Genomic DNA, 14992 nt, shown 5'->3' on the forward strand with positions numbered 1-14992 from the left:
GGCTGAACCCGTCCCTCGAAATCCCGGAGTGCCTAACACAGGCAGATCAAGGCGGCAACATGACGGGAGGATGGCGCATAGGCCGCATTGCCGCACCGCGACAGGCTTGACCGTAACGAAACCCGAGCCGGCGCCTCAGCTTTGGCCGAGAAACTGCCGGAGCTCTGCCGTTTGAGGATTCGCAAATACATCTTCCGGGGGACCGATCTCATGCACCCGCCCCTGGTGCATGAACACCACCCGGTCGCACACCTCCCGCGCGAACCTCATCTCGTGCGTGACCATGAGCAGGGTCATCCCCTCCTCGGCCAGCTTTTTCACCACGGCCAGCACCTCGTTGACCAGCTCGGGATCGAGCGCGGAGGTGATCTCGTCGCACAGGAGGGCGAGCGGCTTCATGGCCAGCGCCCGGGCGATGGCCACACGCTGCTGCTGGCCGCCGGACAGTTCGTCGGGATAGGCGTCGAACTTGTGGGCGAGCCCCACCTGTTCCAGCCGCACCCGCGCTTCGGTCTCCGCCTCCTTCTGCGACACCTTCTTCACCACCATGGGCGAGAGCATCACGTTGCGCCCGGCGGTGAGGTGGGGGAACAGGTTGAAGCCCTGGAAGATCATCCCGACCTTCAGCCGAAGCGCGCGCAGATGCACCTCGTCCGGTGCCAGCTGGGCGCCGGCGACGGTGATGGAGCCGTCGTTGATGGTCTCAAGCCCGTTGATGCAGCGCAGGAGGGTCGACTTGCCCGATCCCGACTTGCCGATGATGGCGATGACCTCGCCGGCCGCCACGTCGAGGTTGATGCCCTTCAACACTTCGTTCGTGCCGAAGCTCTTCCGGACCTCAGTGATGGTGATGAGCGACATTCAGCTTCCTTTCGAGAAGCTGGCTGCTCTTCGACAGAGGCCAGCACAGCACGAAATAGATGAGGGCGGCGAAGCCGTAGACGGTGAACGGCTCGAACGTGGCGTTGGTGATGATGGTGGAAGCCTTCGACAGCTCCACGAAGCCGATGATGGAGGTGAGCGCCGTGCCCTTCACCACCTGCACGGAGAAGCCCACCGTGGGCGGCACGGCAATGCGCAGGGCCTGCGGCAGCACCACGTAGCGCAACTGCTCGAAGAAGCTCATGGCGAGCGAGGACGAGGCCTCCCACTGGCCGCGGGGAATCGCTTCCACGCAGCCGCGCCAGATCTCGGCGAGGAAGGCGGACGTCCACAGCGTCAGCGACACGAAGGCCGCAGCCCACGGCGAAACGTCGAGGCCCAGGAGCGGCAGGCCGAAGAAGATGAGGAAGAGCTGCATCAAGAGCGGGGTGCCCTGGAACAGCTCGATGTAGAGATTCGCCGCCCGCTGCAGCCACACCTTGCGGGCGATGCGGCAGTAGAGCACCACAAGCCCCACCACGCCGCCGCCGATGAAGGCGACGATGGAAAGCAGCACCGTCCAGCGCGCGGCCAGAAGCAGGTTGGAGACGATGTCCCAGGTGGTGAATTGGGTCATGTCGCCTTCCTCCGGCGGGGAAAGAGAAACAGCCCGAGCCCTCGCATGACCTGGCGCAGCAGCACCGCCAGAAGGAGATAGAGGACGGTGGCGACGATGTAGGCCTCGAAGGCCCGGAAGGTGCGCGACTGGATGAAGTTGGCGGCGAATGTCAGCTCCTCCACCGAGATCTGCGAGCACACCGCCGAGCCGAACATGACGATGACCATCTGCGAGCTCAGCGCCGGCCAGATCTTCTGCAGCGCCGGCACCAGCACCACGTGGCGGAAGGTCTGGAGGGGGCTCATGGCGAGGCTGGCGCCGGCCTCGAACTGGCCGCGCGGCGTCGCCTCGATGCCGGCGCGGATGATCTCGCAGGCGTAGGCGCCGAGATTGATGACCATGGCGAGGATGGCCGCCTGCATCTCGGTGAGCCCCACGCCGACCGCCGGCAGGCCAAAGAAGATGAAGAACAGCTGGATCAGGAAGGGCGTGTTGCGGATCAGCTCCACATAGGCCGAGACGGCGGGGCGGAGCCAGCGCGGCCCCAGCGCCTTGGCCCAGGCACAGGCGATGCCGAGCCCGACGCCAAGGGCACCACCGACCACGATCAGTTCCACGGTGATGGCGACCCCCTTCGCCAGCACCGGCCCGTAGTCGGCCAGGGATGAGAAATCGAAACTGTAGGCCATGTCCGGCTGGTCCCCCGATGGCGCCGCGCCCGTGGATCGCCCCCTGCCCGTCACCGGACAGGGAGGATCGTCCTCAGAGGTCCTTCGGCAGCGGGGCGCCGAGCCACTTCTCGGAGATCTTCTCTAGCGCGCCGTCGGCCTTGGCGGCGGCGAGGATGGCGTTGACCTTCTCGAGCAGCTTCGGCTCGTCCTTGTTCAGGCCGACGTAGCAGGGCGAGTTCTTGATGAGCACCTTAACGGTGGGCTTCTTCGGCGGATTGCGGGCGAGGATGGCGGCGGCCACCACGTTGCCGGTCGCCACCACCTTTACCTGGCCGGAGAGGAAGGCCGAGATGGTGGAATTGTTGTCCTCGTAGCGCTTGATGTCGGCGGTGGGCGGGGCGACCTTGGTCAGCTCCAGATCCTCCACCGAGCCGCGGGTGACGCCCACCGTCATGCCGGCGATGTCCTCGACCTTCTCCACCTTCACGTCGGCGGGGCCGAAGATGCCGTTGAAGAAGGGGGCGTAGGCCACCGAGAAGTCGATCACCTTCTCGCGGTCGGGATTCTTGCCGAGGCTGGAAATGACGAGATCGACCTTCTTGGTCTGCAGATAGGGAATGCGGTTGGCGCTCGACACCGGCACCAGCTCCGCCTTCACCCCCAGCCCCTTGGCGATGAGGTTGGCCACGTCGATATCGTATCCCACGGGCTTGAGATCGGTGCCCACCGAGCCGAACGGCGGGAAGTCCTGCGGCACGGCGATCTTGATGACACCGGCCTTGAGGATGTCGTCGAGCGCTTCCGCGGCGGCCGGGACAGCGGTGAGGCCGAGGGCCAGCGCGCTGCCGAGGGCAGCTCCGGCCAGGGTCCGGGCGAGGAAAGATCTGCGGGTGGCCTGCATGGCGGGGACCGAAACTCCGTGGGCGGCGCCTGCGCGCCATTCCACCCACTGGAGCAAGGGGTATGCCAGCGTGCATGCAATCGCCCGCGCGGCGGCCGGCAGGGACCAAGCCTTGCTGCCGCGGGCTCCCCGGCAGCAGCCCTAAACGCAAAATGCCCCGCCCGAGCATTCGGACGGGGCATTTGCCTAAAGTATAAGCAGTTGCCGAACGGCGCGCCGTCCGGCTTCCGTTAGGGCGTCAGTTCGCCTGCGAAGACTTGTTGGGCGTCGCCGGGAAGGCGGCGTTCTTGACGGTGCCCTTCATCAGCTCGACGGCGAGCTTGAGCTGGGTGTCGTCCTTCGGATCCGGCGGAACGTAGGAGGGCGAGCCGGTCTGCTCGTCGTCGCCGTTCTTGAGGTGACCCTTCAGCGAGGCCTCGCCGCGGGTCGAGTCGGTGGAGACGCCCAGCTTCTGCTTCATCTCGTCCGGCAGGTCCTGCACCAGGACGATGTCGGGCTCGATGCCCTTGGCCTGGATGGAGCGGCCCGACGGCGTGTAGTAGCGCGCCGTGGTGAGCCGCAGCGCACCCTGCTGGCCGAGCGGGATGATGGTCTGCACCGAGGCCTTGCCGAAGGTGCGCGAGCCGAGGATCGTCGCCCGCTTGTGATCCTGCAGCGCGCCGGCGACGATCTCGGACGCCGAGGCCGAGCCGCCGTTCACCATCACGATCACCGGCTTGCCCTTGGTGAGGTCGCCGCCGCGGGCATTGAAGCGCTGCGTCTCTTCCGGGTTGCGGCCGCGGGTGGAGACGATCTCGCCCCGCTCGAGGAAAGCGTCGGACACCGCCACCGCCTGGTCGAGCAGGCCACCGGGGTTGTTGCGCAGGTCGATGATGTAGCCCTTGATCTTGTCCGGCCCGATCTTCGCCGTCAGATCGTCGATGGCCTTCTTCAGGGTCTCGAAGGTCTGCTCGTTGGTGAAGGAATTGATGCGGATATAGGCGATGTCATCCGCTTCGACGCGCGAGCGCACCGTCTGAAGCTTGATGGTGTCGCGCACCAGCTTCACCTCGATGGGCTTCTCCGCGCCCTTGCGCAGGATGGTGAGCGTGATGGGCGTGTTGACCGGCCCACGCATCTTGTCGACCGCCTCGTTCAGGGTCATGCCCTGAACCTGGTCGCCGTCGAGCTTGGCGATCAGGTCGCCGGAGAGCACGCCGGCCTTGGCCGCGGGGGTGCCCTCCATGGGGGTGACGACCTTCACGAGACCGTCTTCCATGATGACTTCGATGCCGAGGCCGCCAAACTCGCCGCGGGTCTGAACCTGCATGTCGCGGTGATTCTTCGCGTCCATGTAGGAGGAGTGCGGATCGAGCGACTGGAGCATGCCGTTGATGGCCGCCTCGATCAGCTTGGCGTCATCGGGCTTCTCGACATAGTCGGAGCGCACGCGCTCGAACACGTCGCCGAACAGGTTGAGCTGCTTGTAGGTGTCGGACGACGCGGCCTCGGCCGCGGTCCCGAGGATCAGCCGTGGCTGGACCGCTGCAACCGCCACGAGGGCGCCAGCCGCCACGCCAAGTAGAAAGAGAGACGTCCGACGCATTATCCACGTACCTTCTGACTGTCCGTTGCCGCCCACCATGGCGTGGGGTCGATCGAGAGCCCGTCTTTTCGGAACTCGACATACAATTGGGGCTGTCCCGTGGCCGTTGCCGGCGACGATGAGCCGTTTTGGGCGGATGCGCCGCTCCCCCCGGAGCCGATACCCCCCGGACCGCGCTGCACCGTATTGGCCACGGTGCGGGACAGGCCCCCCATGACCCCCACCGGCTCGCCCGCGAGGACGAACTGGCCGAGGTCCACGGTGATCCGTTCCATGCCTGCCATCAGAATATGGTAGCCACCGCCCGCGTTGATAATCAAGAGTTGGCCATAGCTGCGGAAAGGTCCGGCATAGACCACCCAGCCGTCCGCGGGCGCGCTTACCGGAGCACCCGTGCGGGTGGCGATGGTGATGCCTTTCTCGGTCCCGCCCACCCCGTCCGCCGCGCCGAAATTCCGCAGCGTCACACCCGCCACAGGAAGCGGCAGCAGCCCTTTGGCCTGCGGGAACGCGATGGCCGGCGTGATGCGCGCCGGATCCTTGAGTGCCGTGAGGTCGGGCCGGCCGGGCTCCTGGGGACGCGTCACCGCCTGCGCGGCGTCCGCTGCCCTAGCGGAAGGCCCCACTTCGTTCTCCAGCCTCGTCACGAGATCGTGCACATCAGGGGTCGCCTTGGCGACGCTTTCCGCCTGCGCCTTGTCTGCGGAGGCGACCGGATGCTCCTCGGCCTGCCGCTTCTGGCGCTCGCCCACCAGCACGGCGAGCCGGCGGCTGTCCTCGTCGAGGTCGGCCCGCAGGCCGGTGAGGCTGTCGCGGGCGGACGCGAGTTCGGTGCGCACCCGCGACAGCTCGGAAAGGTCGGAGGCGAGCGTCTCCGCCTCCACCCTGAGTTCCGGCAGCAGAGCGCCGAGCAGGATCGCCGAGCGCACCGCATCGAGGGCATCGTCCGGCCGCATCAGGATGGCGGGCGGCGGCTCGCGGCCCATGCGCATCAGCGCGGCCAGCACCTGGGCGAGGATGCCCCGACGTTTGCCGAGGGAAGTGCTGAGATCGGCGGCGGACCGGTCGAGTTGGGCGATGCGGCCTTCCACATCGATGAGCTGCTGCTCCACCGCACGGGTGCGGGCGGCGGTGTCGAGCAGCATCTGGTTCAGACGTCCGCGATCGCCCTTGGCCGCCTCCAGATCGGCGCGGAGCTTGCGCTGCGCCTCCTCGGAGCCCTTCACGTCGGCCTTCAGCGCGTCGGTATCGATGCCGGTGCGGTTGGGAACCGGCGGCGGCAGGGGCACCGCCGGCCCGGGGGCGCCCGGCTGGGCGACGGCCGGTGGTACACGCAGCCACGGCGCCGCGGCCATAAGGGTCGCGGCCAGCGTCAGGAGGATCAGGACCGACCGCGGCATCATGAACCGATCCTCAACGAACAGGGTTGAGGATCGGTAAAGCCCAAGGCGTCCGCAAGCGGTTCCTTGAGCCCGTGCCGGCTCAGCCCTCCATGCTCTCCAGCTCGGAGATCATGCGGTCGATGAGGTTGAGGCCGGTCTGCCAGAAGGCGGGATCGCGGGCGTCGAGGCCGAACGGGGCCAGCAGCTCCGCATGGTGCTTGGTGCCACCTGCCGCCAGCATCTCGAGATACCGTTCCGCGAAGCCGTCGGAGGCCTTTTCGTACACCGCATAGAGCGAGTTCACGAGGCAGTCGCCGAAGGCGTAGGCGTAGACATAGAAGGGCGAGTGGATGAAGTGCGGAATGTAGGTCCAGAAGGTCTCGTATCCCGCACCGAGATGGATCGCCGGGCCAAGGCTCTCGCTCTGCACCTGCATCCAGATCTCGCCGATCTTCTCCGAGGTCAGCTCACCCTGGCGCCGTTCCGAATGGACGTGGCGCTCGAAGGTGTAGAAGGCGGTCTGGCGGACCACGGTGTTGATCATGTCCTCCACCTTCTGGGCGAGCATGATCTTGCGGGCCTTCGGATTTTCCGCCGAATCCAGGAGCTTGCGGAAAGTCAGCATCTCGCCGAACACCGAGGCGGTCTCGGCCAGCGTCAGCGGGGTCGGCGCCATCAGGGCGCCCTGGCGCGCGGCGAGCACCTGATGGACACCATGGCCCAGCTCATGGGCCAGCGTCATCACGTCCCGCGGCTTGCCCTGGTAGTTGAGCAGCACGTAGGGGTGCGCCGACGGCACGGTCGGATGGGCGAACGCGCCCGGCGACTTGCCCGGACGCACCGGCGCGTCGATCCAGTACTTGTCGAAGAAGGTGCGGGCGATGTCCGCCATCTTCGGCGAGAAGTTGCCGTAGGCGGTCAGCACCGTGTCCTTCGCCTCACCCCAGCCGATGTCGCGGCTTTCCACCTTGGGCAGCGGCGCGTTGCGGTCCCAGAACTCCAGCTTGTCCTTGCCGAACCAGCGGGCCTTCAGCGCGTAATAGCGGTGCGAGAGGCGCGGATAGGCCTCGCGGATGGACGAGACCATGGCGTCCACGACCTCCTTTTCCACCCGGTTGGCGAGGTGGCGGGAAGAGGCGACATCGGGGAAGCCGCGCCAGCGGTCGGAAATCTCCTTGTCCTTCGCCAGCGTGTTGGTGATGAGGGTGAACAGGCGCAAATTCTTGGAGAAGGTATCGGCCAAGGCGAGACCGGCGGTGCGGCGCACCTCCTCCTTAGGGTCCTGCATGAGGTTCAGCGTGGGCTCGATGGCAAGCTCCTGCCCGTCCACGTTGAACCGCAGGGACGAGATCGTCTCATCGAACAGCCGGCTCCAGGCGCTGCGCGACGGGCTCGACTTCTCGTGGAACAGCTGCTCGATCTTGTCGTCGAGCTGATAGGGCTTGTCCTTCCGCAGGTCCTCGACCCACGGCCGGTAATAGGCGAGCGCCGCATCGGCCATGGCGGCTTCCAGCGCCGCGTCGTCCAGCCGGTTCAATTCCAGCGTGAAGAACAGGAGATGGGTGGACGAATCGGTCAGCTTCTCCTGGATGTCGCCGTAGAACTTGGCGCGGGCCGGGTCCGAGGTATCGCCGGCATAGACGAGGCTGCCATAGGAGGCGATGCGGCCGAGGAGGTCATCCACCGCCTCATAGCGCTTCACCGCCTCGGCCAGAGCCGCGCCGGCGCCGGGGGCGGCGAGGATGTCGGCGAGCCTGCCCTTGTAGGCGTCCTCGAACGCGCGGCATTCGGCATCGGCCTTGGCGATGTCCGCAGCCAGCTCCGGCGCGTCCATGGCGGCATAGAGGTCGGTCAGGTTCCACTCCGGCAGCGCCTCGGTGGCTGCGGCGGAGGCGACGGCGGTCTGGGCGGCGTGGCGGGCGGCGGCAAAGGCGCTTTCGAAATCGTGCGAACGAACGGGCATCGCCGAAACGCGGGCAATGGCGTGCGGAAGAGTGTGCGGCATGGAACCTCCGGAAACGGGCGGCGCGGTCCGTGTCGGCCGCACCCGCTCTTGCACTCGATCGTGGCGGACAAAATCGCCGCAATGGCCCTGCGCCGCAAGCCGGGTCGGTGGAGGTGCTTTCGGGCTTCCGCGGGCCGGGAGGATTTGGGTCAGGGGTTCTTAACCATCGCCGCCCAATCTCGCTGACGAATCCCTGCCAGCCTGAGTCGCCCGCCTCTCCATGTCTTCCTCCCTTCTGATCGTCGAAGACGATTCCGATGAGGCGCGCCGCCTCGAACAGGCGCTGACCCGAATGGGCTACCGCTGCACCGTCGCCCATGACGGCGACGACGCCCTCGCCCTCCTGTCGGCGGAGCGATTCGACGCGGTGCTGCTGGACCTCGTGCTGCCGGGGCTCGACGGCATGGGCGTCCTGGCAGCCCTCGCGGCAGGCGGTGACGCGACCCCGGTCGTGGTTCAGGTGACGCCCGCGGGGCTCGATGCGGCCAGTGGCGCCATCCGGGCCGGAGCCCGCGATTTCGTGGTGAAGCCGGCCGGCGCGCTGCGCCTGGAGGTGGCGCTCGGCAATGCGGTGGCGTTCGCGCGGGCCGCGGCGGGCAGCCGAGCGGTCCCCCTGCGGGCTCCATTACCCGCAGCTCAGGACAATGTGATCGCCTTCCCCTCGGCAGCGGTGCAGGCGCGCCAGGAGTACGCGGGCGAGGAGGTGATCGGCTCTGCGTTCGCCCGGCTGGACGCCTCCGGCCACGCCCGCAGGCTCGACCAGATCGAGGCGGAAGCCATTCGTTTTGCTTGCCACCTCTATGGTGGCCGGATGGCCGAGGTGGCCCGCCGGCTCGGCATCGGCCGCTCGACCCTTTACCGCAAGCTCGCCGAACTGGGCGAGACAGAGGTAGATGAAAACCATCAGATGGAACCGTCAGCGGCACAATTTGTTGCTGCCGAGTGACAAGCCACCATAAACCCGGCATTCGCCCAAGCTTGTGAGTTGATCGAAGCCTCCCGGCACGGCACCAACACAGCGGGTGGAGGCGAGGAGAGCACAATGGGTATCGCGCAGCGTGAGGTTAGCGTCGCGGGCACGTTGTGCCGGCTGATGAGCGCTGGCCTGGTGGGTCTCTCCCTCGGCGTCGCCCCAGCCGCCGCCGCACCGGGCGACATTCCCGTCACCGCCAATGCCGGCATGGGCACGGGTGATATCGGCACGAGCGCCGCAGCGCCCGCCGGCGCCCGCGCGACCGGCGGGATCGACGGCGCAGGCAATGCCGCGGTTCCGCTCACCACGCCCCTGCCCCCGGCAGCCGCTGCCCCTACATCTATGCCCCGTGCCGCCCCTCCCGCCTCCGTTACGAACCCGGTTCGCGGCGGCGTCGATTCGGCTGGCGACGGTCAAGCACCAGCCTCGGTTCAAGCGCCCGCGTCGGCCCAGTCCAACCCGGCGCCCGCAACCTCTGCCCAGCCTGCTCCCGCCCAGGCCGCGACGCCCGCTCCCGCACCGCAGCCTGCGGTCGCCGCCAACCCGCTCGCGCCGGTGAGCGAGGCCATCGCCACGCTCCTCGCCACGCCCGAGACCGTCACCGCTTCCAAAAAGGAGCAGGAGGCGCTCGCCGCCTTCTACGGCGCCCGCCAGACCATGCCGGTGTTCGTCACCGACACGGGCCTCGATGCGCGTGGCAAGGCTGTGATCGCCCGCCTTGATGCGGCCGGCGAGGATGGGCTGGACCCTGCCGACTATCAGGTGCCCCTGCCGAAGAAGGGTGCCACGGCCGCCGATCTCGCCCGCACCGAGCTGAAGATCGCCGTCGCGGCCATGACCTACGCGCGCCATGCGCAGTCTGGCCGCTTCGATCCCGGCCGCATCTCGTCGCTGGTCACCCCTGTGCGCGACATCCCGGACCCGACCGCGGCCCTGACCAAGGTGGCCTACGCGCCCGACGCCAACGCCGCGCTCGCCGCCTTCAACCCGCCCCACGCGGGCTACAAGGCGCTGAAGGCTCAGCTCGCCAGGGCCAATGGAAGCGCGCCGACCATCCCCGCCATTCCGCCCGGCCCCCAGGTCAAGCCCGGTGCCAGCGATCCGCGCATGCCCACCCTGCGCGCCCGCCTCGGCATCGCGGGCAAGCCGGGAGACGATCTCGTCTACGACCCGGCGCTGGTGGAGGCGGTGAAGGCCTTCCAGGAATCGGCGAAGATCAAGCCGACCGGCATCATCGGGCCAGCGACGCTCGCCGCGCTCAATGTGGGCGCCACCAGCGGGGGCGGCAGCCTGCGCAACGACGTGATCGCCAACATGGAGCGCTGGCGGTGGCTGCCGCGCGACCTCGGCGAACGATACGTCATGGTGAACATTCCCGAGTTCATGGTGCGCATCAACCAGGACGGCCGGGTGATCCATGAAACCCGCGTGGTGGTGGGTAAGCCGGAGACGCCGACGCCGCTGCTGACCCGCGACATGCAGTACATCGTCGTCAATCCGGCCTGGAACATCCCGCCGAGCATCGCCCGCAACGAAATGATGCCGCTCTTGCGCAGCGATCCCGGCGCCCTCGCCCGTCGGGGCATCCAGGTGGTCCGCAATGGCTCGGGCGGCTACTCGTTCCGCCAGGACCCCGGCGAGCGCAACGCGCTCGGGCGCATCAAGTTCATGTTCCCCAACGATCACTCGGTCTATCTGCACGACACGCCGTCCAAGGCGCTGTTCCAGAACGACCGCCGCGCCTACAGCCACGGCTGCGTGCGCGTTTACGAGCCGCTGAAGTTCGGTGAGGTCATCTTCAACATGGGCCTGCCGGGCGACACCTGGAGCGAGCAGCGCATCTCCAAGATGTTTGGCGGCTCGGAGCGCTACATCAACCTGAAGCAGCGCTTCCCAGTCCACATCGTCTACTTCAACGCCGTCGTGGACGGGTCCGGCCGCCTCATGATGCGCGAGGACCTCTACGGCATCAACGCGGCCACGAAGACCTATCTGGGCCTCGACGGCAAGCAGCGAATCGCCGACGGCACCACGCCCAAGACGGCGCCCCGCGCGCGCTGAGCGCTCCGCACTGCAAAGGCCCGCTTCGGCGGGCCTTTTGTTTTGTATCAATAGTTTAGCCTCTTGGTCGCAGTCTGGTCCGCGACAACCTGCCGCGAATTTTGCCGGAAAGTCAGCACTGCTGCCCCTTGCCTGATGCGTCAGAGCCACAGCTCCACGCAACGCGTGGCACGTTTTCGCCATACTCCGCCGCTACTCACGGGACCGTGACCCGAGGCACCGGCCATCTGCCGACCTCGGGGAGCTGGGGGAGCTGGGCGTCAACACGCCCTTAACCGAACCCGACAAGACTCCGTCTCCATCGCTTCGCGGCAACACATCGCGAAGTCCTTGAAATCTGAGCCTCGGGTTCGAGACATTGGCCATCCGCACCGCGCCTGAAACCGTCCGCCACACGCGCCGCATTAGCGGCCAGCGCGGTCGGTCCGCCTTTCAGGCGACCCTGCCAGCCCTCGCAATGGCCGCCAGCCTCGTCCTCGCCGGCACCACCTCGCTGCAGAATGCAGTCGCCAACGGCGACACCCGCACCATCACCCTGCACCACACCCATTCCGGCGAGAGCGGCAGCTTCACCTTCAAGAAGGACGGCCGCTACGATCAGGCCGTGCTCGCCGAGCTAAACCATTTCCTGCGCGACTGGCGCAACCAGAAGTCGACCCAGATGGACCCGCATCTGTTCGACATCGTCTGGGAGGTCTACCGGGAGGTGGACGCCAGTGCCCCGATCCAGATCGTCTCGTCCTATCGCTCGCCGGAAACCAATTCCATGCTGCGCTCCCGCTCCAGCGGCGTGGCGAAATTCTCCCAGCACATGCTGGGCAAGGCGATGGACTTCTACATTCCGGGCGTGAACCTCACCGACCTGCGCGTGGCCGGCCTCAGGCTCCAGCGCGGCGGCGTCGGCTTCTATCCCACGTCCGGCTCGCCCTTCGTCCACATGGATACCGGCAACGTGCGCCACTGGCCGCGCATGACCCACGACCAGCTCGCCCGCGTCTTCCCCGACGGCAAGACCGTGCATGTGCCGACCGACGGTCGGCCGCTGGCGAAATACGACGTGGCGCTGGCGGAGATCCAGGCGCGCGGCTCGAAGCCCGGCGTCGCCGTGGCCGATGCCGGCAAGGGCAAGAACTTCTTCGCCAGCCTGTTCGGCAAGAAGGACGCGGACGACGACGAGGGCGGCGAAACCCCGACCGCCGCCTCCTCCACGGTCGCGTCCGGCGAAGAGACCGCCTCTCGCGACACGCCGGCGTCCGCGCCCGCCCGCGCGGTGCGGACGGCTTCCGCGACCATGCCGGTTCCCCCGACCCGCCCGGCTGAACTCGTCGCTGGCGCCATGGTCAGCACCCAGGCGACGCGCAACGGCTTCCTCGCGCCGCTGCCCCTGCCCCGCCCGGCGGAGGCCGACCGCGACACCCGCACGGCCAGCTTCGCCTCGGCGCCGGTGCCGCTGCCCTCCGTCATCACGCGCGGTACCGAAGGCGAGACCGGACCGGTTCTCGGCTATGCGTCCGCCGGCTCCATGATGGATCAGCGCATGCCGCTCACCGGCGGCTTCATGGCCGGCGCCCACGCACACCCGCCGGCGCCTGTCGCGACGACGCCGGTGGCGGCAGCCAGCGCCCCGACGACCGGCCGGCAGCGCACCAAGCTCTCGGAAATCGCCTTCGGGCGCCTGTTCCTGTCGCCGAGCCTCTCCAACGAGCTTTATCTGCGCGTGCCGGAAATGCGGCAGCTGGCGACCTTCATGGCGCCGCCGCGTGAAGTTGTGGCGACGGCGTTCTCGCGGGATGGCTCTTTCGGCCTGAAGGCCCGCTTCGCCGGCACCGCCGTAGCGGACCTGCCGACCTACGTGTTCCGTGCGCCCCAGGTGGCCTACAACAGCCAGCGCATGTGATCCGCGCGGGCGCCCCCTGCGCCCGCTGCCGTCAGACGAAGATGCCCAGCGCCTGCATATAGAGATCGACGATGGCCTCGTGCTCCTTGCGCTCGTCGACGTCCTCCTTGCGGATTTTCAGGATCGTGCGCAGCGCCTTCACGTCGAAGCCGTTGGCTTTGGCCTCGGCGAACACGTCCTTGATGTCGTCGGCGATGGCCTTCTTCTCCTCCTCGAGCCGCTCGATGCGCTCGATGAAGGACTTGAGCTGTTCCTTGGCAAAGCCCGCGGGGGAATCTGAAACGTCTTCCGCCACCTGGACGGTCTCCTTGGGTTCCGCCGCGCGTCCGTCGAGGCCATGCCGGGCCGGCGCGCAGGTCAAAGGGTGGAGCCGTGATGGCTCCGGAGGGAAAGCTGATAGAGGCGGGCCGGACGCCGCGCGTCAAGGATGCGTCCCCGCTTTCCACCCCGCCCGTGATCCACAAGTGGCTCGAGACCCGGGCGCGGACGAACTTTCGTGAGCAGAACGTCCTCCTTCCCCTTGGCGTTCGGTACCTTGATGCTGACGCTCGGGGCGCTGGCCATGGGCGCTTCGGTGCTGTTCGTCCGGCTCGCGGACGTGGGCCCGTTCGCCAGCGCCTTCTGGCGGGTGGCGCTGGCCCTGCCGCCCCTGGCCCTCTGGGCGGCGCTTGCGGAAGGGGCGCGCGCCTTCCGGCCCGACCGGCTTTCGCTGCTCGCCGGCGCCTTTTTCGCCGGAGACCTGTTCTTCTGGCATCTCGCCATCCTCGGCACCACTGTCGCCAACGCCACGGTGCTGGCCACCACCTCGCCCTTGTGGATCACCGCCTTCGCGGTGCTGGTGCTGCGCCAGAAGGTGTCCCGCGCCGGCCTCATCGGCCTCGCGCTGTGCATCGCGGGGGCTCTGGCACTGGTGGGGCGCTCGTGGCAGTTCGATCCGCAGCATCTGCCCGGCGACGCCGCCGGGCTGGCGACGGCCGTGTTCTTCGCGGGTTATTTCCTCGCGGTGAGCCGGGCGCGGGCCTCGCGCGGCGCGGCGGCCGTCACCCTCGTCTCCACCGCGACGACCGCACTGATCCTGCTGGCGGTGGCCCTCATTGCGGAGCCGACCCTGTGGCCGGCCAGCACCGGCGGCTTGGCGGCGCTGGTGGCGCTGGCCCTCGTCTCGCAGGTGGGCGGACAGGGGCTGATGGCGGTGGGCCTCGCCGCCGTACCGCCGGCATTTGGCGCGCTGGTCTTTTTCCTGGAGGTCGCCTCTGCCGCCGCCCTCGGCGCGCTCCTGCTGGGTGAGCCGATCACCGCGCTTCAGGCCGCCGGAGGCGCGCTGATCCTCGCCGGCATCGTGGTGGCCCGTCCGCGCGCACAGCGGACCCGCACGGGTGAGGCCGGGATGGATGCGTCCGGCACCGGGTACCGGGAGGGCAGGCATTGACGCCCCGGCGCCCACGGGGCACACAACACCTCATCATGCCCTTCGCCGCCACGCCCTCCCGCTTCGACGGCATGCCCGAACCCTGCGCGTCGCGCGCGCCGGGCCGGCGGGTGAACCCCGCGCCGCGAAACCTCGCACTCCTGCTCGGCGCCACCCTCGCGCTCGGGATCGGCATCACGCTCATCCCCACGCCCGCGGCCGCCGAGTTCCGGCTGTGCAACCGCACCCAGAGCCGGATCGGCATCGCCCTCGGCTACAAGGACGGCGACGCCTGGGCCACAGAAGGCTGGTGGAACGTGGCGGCCAACAGCTGCGAGACGCTGCTGCGGGGAGACCTCTCGGCGCGCTTCTATTACCTCTACGCCGTCGACTACGACCAGGGCGGCGAGTGGGCCGGCAAAGCCTACATGTGTACCCGGGAAAAGGAGTTCACCATCAAGGGCGCGGAGGATTGCCTCGCCCGTGGCTTCGACCGCACCGGCTTCTTCGAGGTGGACACGCAGGAGCAGAAATCCTGGACCGTGCAGCTCACGGAATCGAACCAGGCGAAGCAGGGACAGGGTCCCGCGCCCCTGCCGCCACCGGCGCCGCGGGCGAAACCCTGAGGC

Annotated in this window: 13 protein-coding genes; 5 read left to right on the forward strand and 8 right to left on the reverse strand. The window is 68.1% G+C overall.

Features of this window, described 5'->3' with window-relative positions:
• Positions 1 to 135: 135 nt before the first annotated feature.
• The 7 genes from ACT535_RS23425 to ACT535_RS23455 form a co-directional block, all read right to left on the reverse strand.
• Positions 136 to 861 (reverse strand): amino acid ABC transporter ATP-binding protein, encoded by a 726-nt coding sequence (locus tag ACT535_RS23425; protein ID WP_476331095.1) that lies wholly within the window; start codon positions 859 to 861, stop codon positions 136 to 138.
• On the reverse strand, positions 839 to 1498 hold the full coding sequence (locus tag ACT535_RS23430; protein WP_476331092.1) for an amino acid ABC transporter permease: 660 nt from the start codon (positions 1496 to 1498) through the stop codon (positions 839 to 841). Before ACT535_RS23430 ends, ACT535_RS23425 begins: the two co-directional genes overlap by 23 nt.
• Entirely contained in the window at positions 1495 to 2169 is a 675-nt protein-coding gene (locus ACT535_RS23435; protein ID WP_168457138.1) for an amino acid ABC transporter permease, read from the reverse strand. Before ACT535_RS23435 ends, ACT535_RS23430 begins: the two co-directional genes overlap by 4 nt.
• 73 nt (positions 2170 to 2242) lie before the next feature.
• The gene (locus ACT535_RS23440; protein ID WP_476366221.1) at positions 2243 to 3052 is read right to left on the reverse strand and encodes a transporter substrate-binding domain-containing protein; all 810 of its coding nucleotides are present in this window, start codon (positions 3050 to 3052) and stop codon (positions 2243 to 2245) included.
• Positions 3053 to 3290: 238 nt separating this feature from the next.
• Positions 3291 to 4640 (reverse strand): S41 family peptidase, encoded by a 1350-nt coding sequence (locus tag ACT535_RS23445; RefSeq protein WP_168457680.1) that lies wholly within the window; start codon positions 4638 to 4640, stop codon positions 3291 to 3293.
• Positions 4637 to 6040, reverse strand: a complete 1404-nt coding sequence (locus ACT535_RS23450) for a murein hydrolase activator EnvC family protein (RefSeq protein WP_476366222.1) — start codon at positions 6038 to 6040, stop codon at positions 4637 to 4639. The genes ACT535_RS23445 and ACT535_RS23450 overlap by 4 nt, the downstream gene beginning before the upstream one ends.
• Before the next feature lie 79 nt (positions 6041 to 6119).
• Complete coding sequence (locus tag ACT535_RS23455) at positions 6120 to 8024, reverse strand: M3 family oligoendopeptidase (RefSeq protein WP_476366223.1); 1905 nt, start codon at positions 8022 to 8024, stop codon at positions 6120 to 6122.
• Between the two features lie 220 nt (positions 8025 to 8244).
• On the opposite strand from ACT535_RS23455, the gene ACT535_RS23460 reads away from it, so the two are divergent.
• From ACT535_RS23460 to mepK, 3 genes are all read left to right on the forward strand, one after another.
• Positions 8245 to 8970, forward strand: coding sequence for a response regulator transcription factor (locus ACT535_RS23460; RefSeq protein WP_476366224.1), 726 nt, complete (start codon positions 8245 to 8247; stop codon positions 8968 to 8970).
• Positions 8971 to 9066: 96 nt separating this feature from the next.
• Positions 9067 to 11058, forward strand: a complete 1992-nt coding sequence (locus ACT535_RS23465) for a L,D-transpeptidase family protein (protein ID WP_476366225.1) — start codon at positions 9067 to 9069, stop codon at positions 11056 to 11058.
• 457 nt (positions 11059 to 11515) lie between these two features.
• The gene (gene mepK / locus ACT535_RS23470) at positions 11516 to 12955 is read left to right on the forward strand and encodes a peptidoglycan L,D-endopeptidase MepK (protein WP_476366226.1); all 1440 of its coding nucleotides are present in this window, start codon (positions 11516 to 11518) and stop codon (positions 12953 to 12955) included.
• 31 nt (positions 12956 to 12986) lie between these two features.
• On the opposite strand, the gene ACT535_RS23475 is transcribed toward mepK, so the two are convergent.
• On the reverse strand, positions 12987 to 13250 hold the full coding sequence (locus ACT535_RS23475) for a DUF2312 domain-containing protein (protein ID WP_029876550.1): 264 nt from the start codon (positions 13248 to 13250) through the stop codon (positions 12987 to 12989).
• Positions 13251 to 13451: 201 nt separating this feature from the next.
• Here ACT535_RS23475 and ACT535_RS23480 point away from each other — a divergent pair, with 201 nt between their 5' ends.
• Both ACT535_RS23480 and ACT535_RS23485 read left to right on the forward strand, forming a co-directional pair.
• Positions 13452 to 14384 carry a DMT family transporter gene (locus tag ACT535_RS23480; protein WP_476366227.1) on the forward strand — a complete coding sequence of 311 codons (933 nt, stop codon included), beginning with the start codon at positions 13452 to 13454 and terminating at the stop codon, positions 14382 to 14384.
• 35 nt (positions 14385 to 14419) lie between these two features.
• On the forward strand, positions 14420 to 14989 hold the full coding sequence (locus tag ACT535_RS23485; RefSeq protein WP_476366228.1) for a DUF1036 domain-containing protein: 570 nt from the start codon (positions 14420 to 14422) through the stop codon (positions 14987 to 14989).
• The last annotated feature ends 3 nt before the right edge of the window (positions 14990 to 14992 follow it).

The organism is Xanthobacter sp. DMC12 (genome assembly GCF_056314105.1).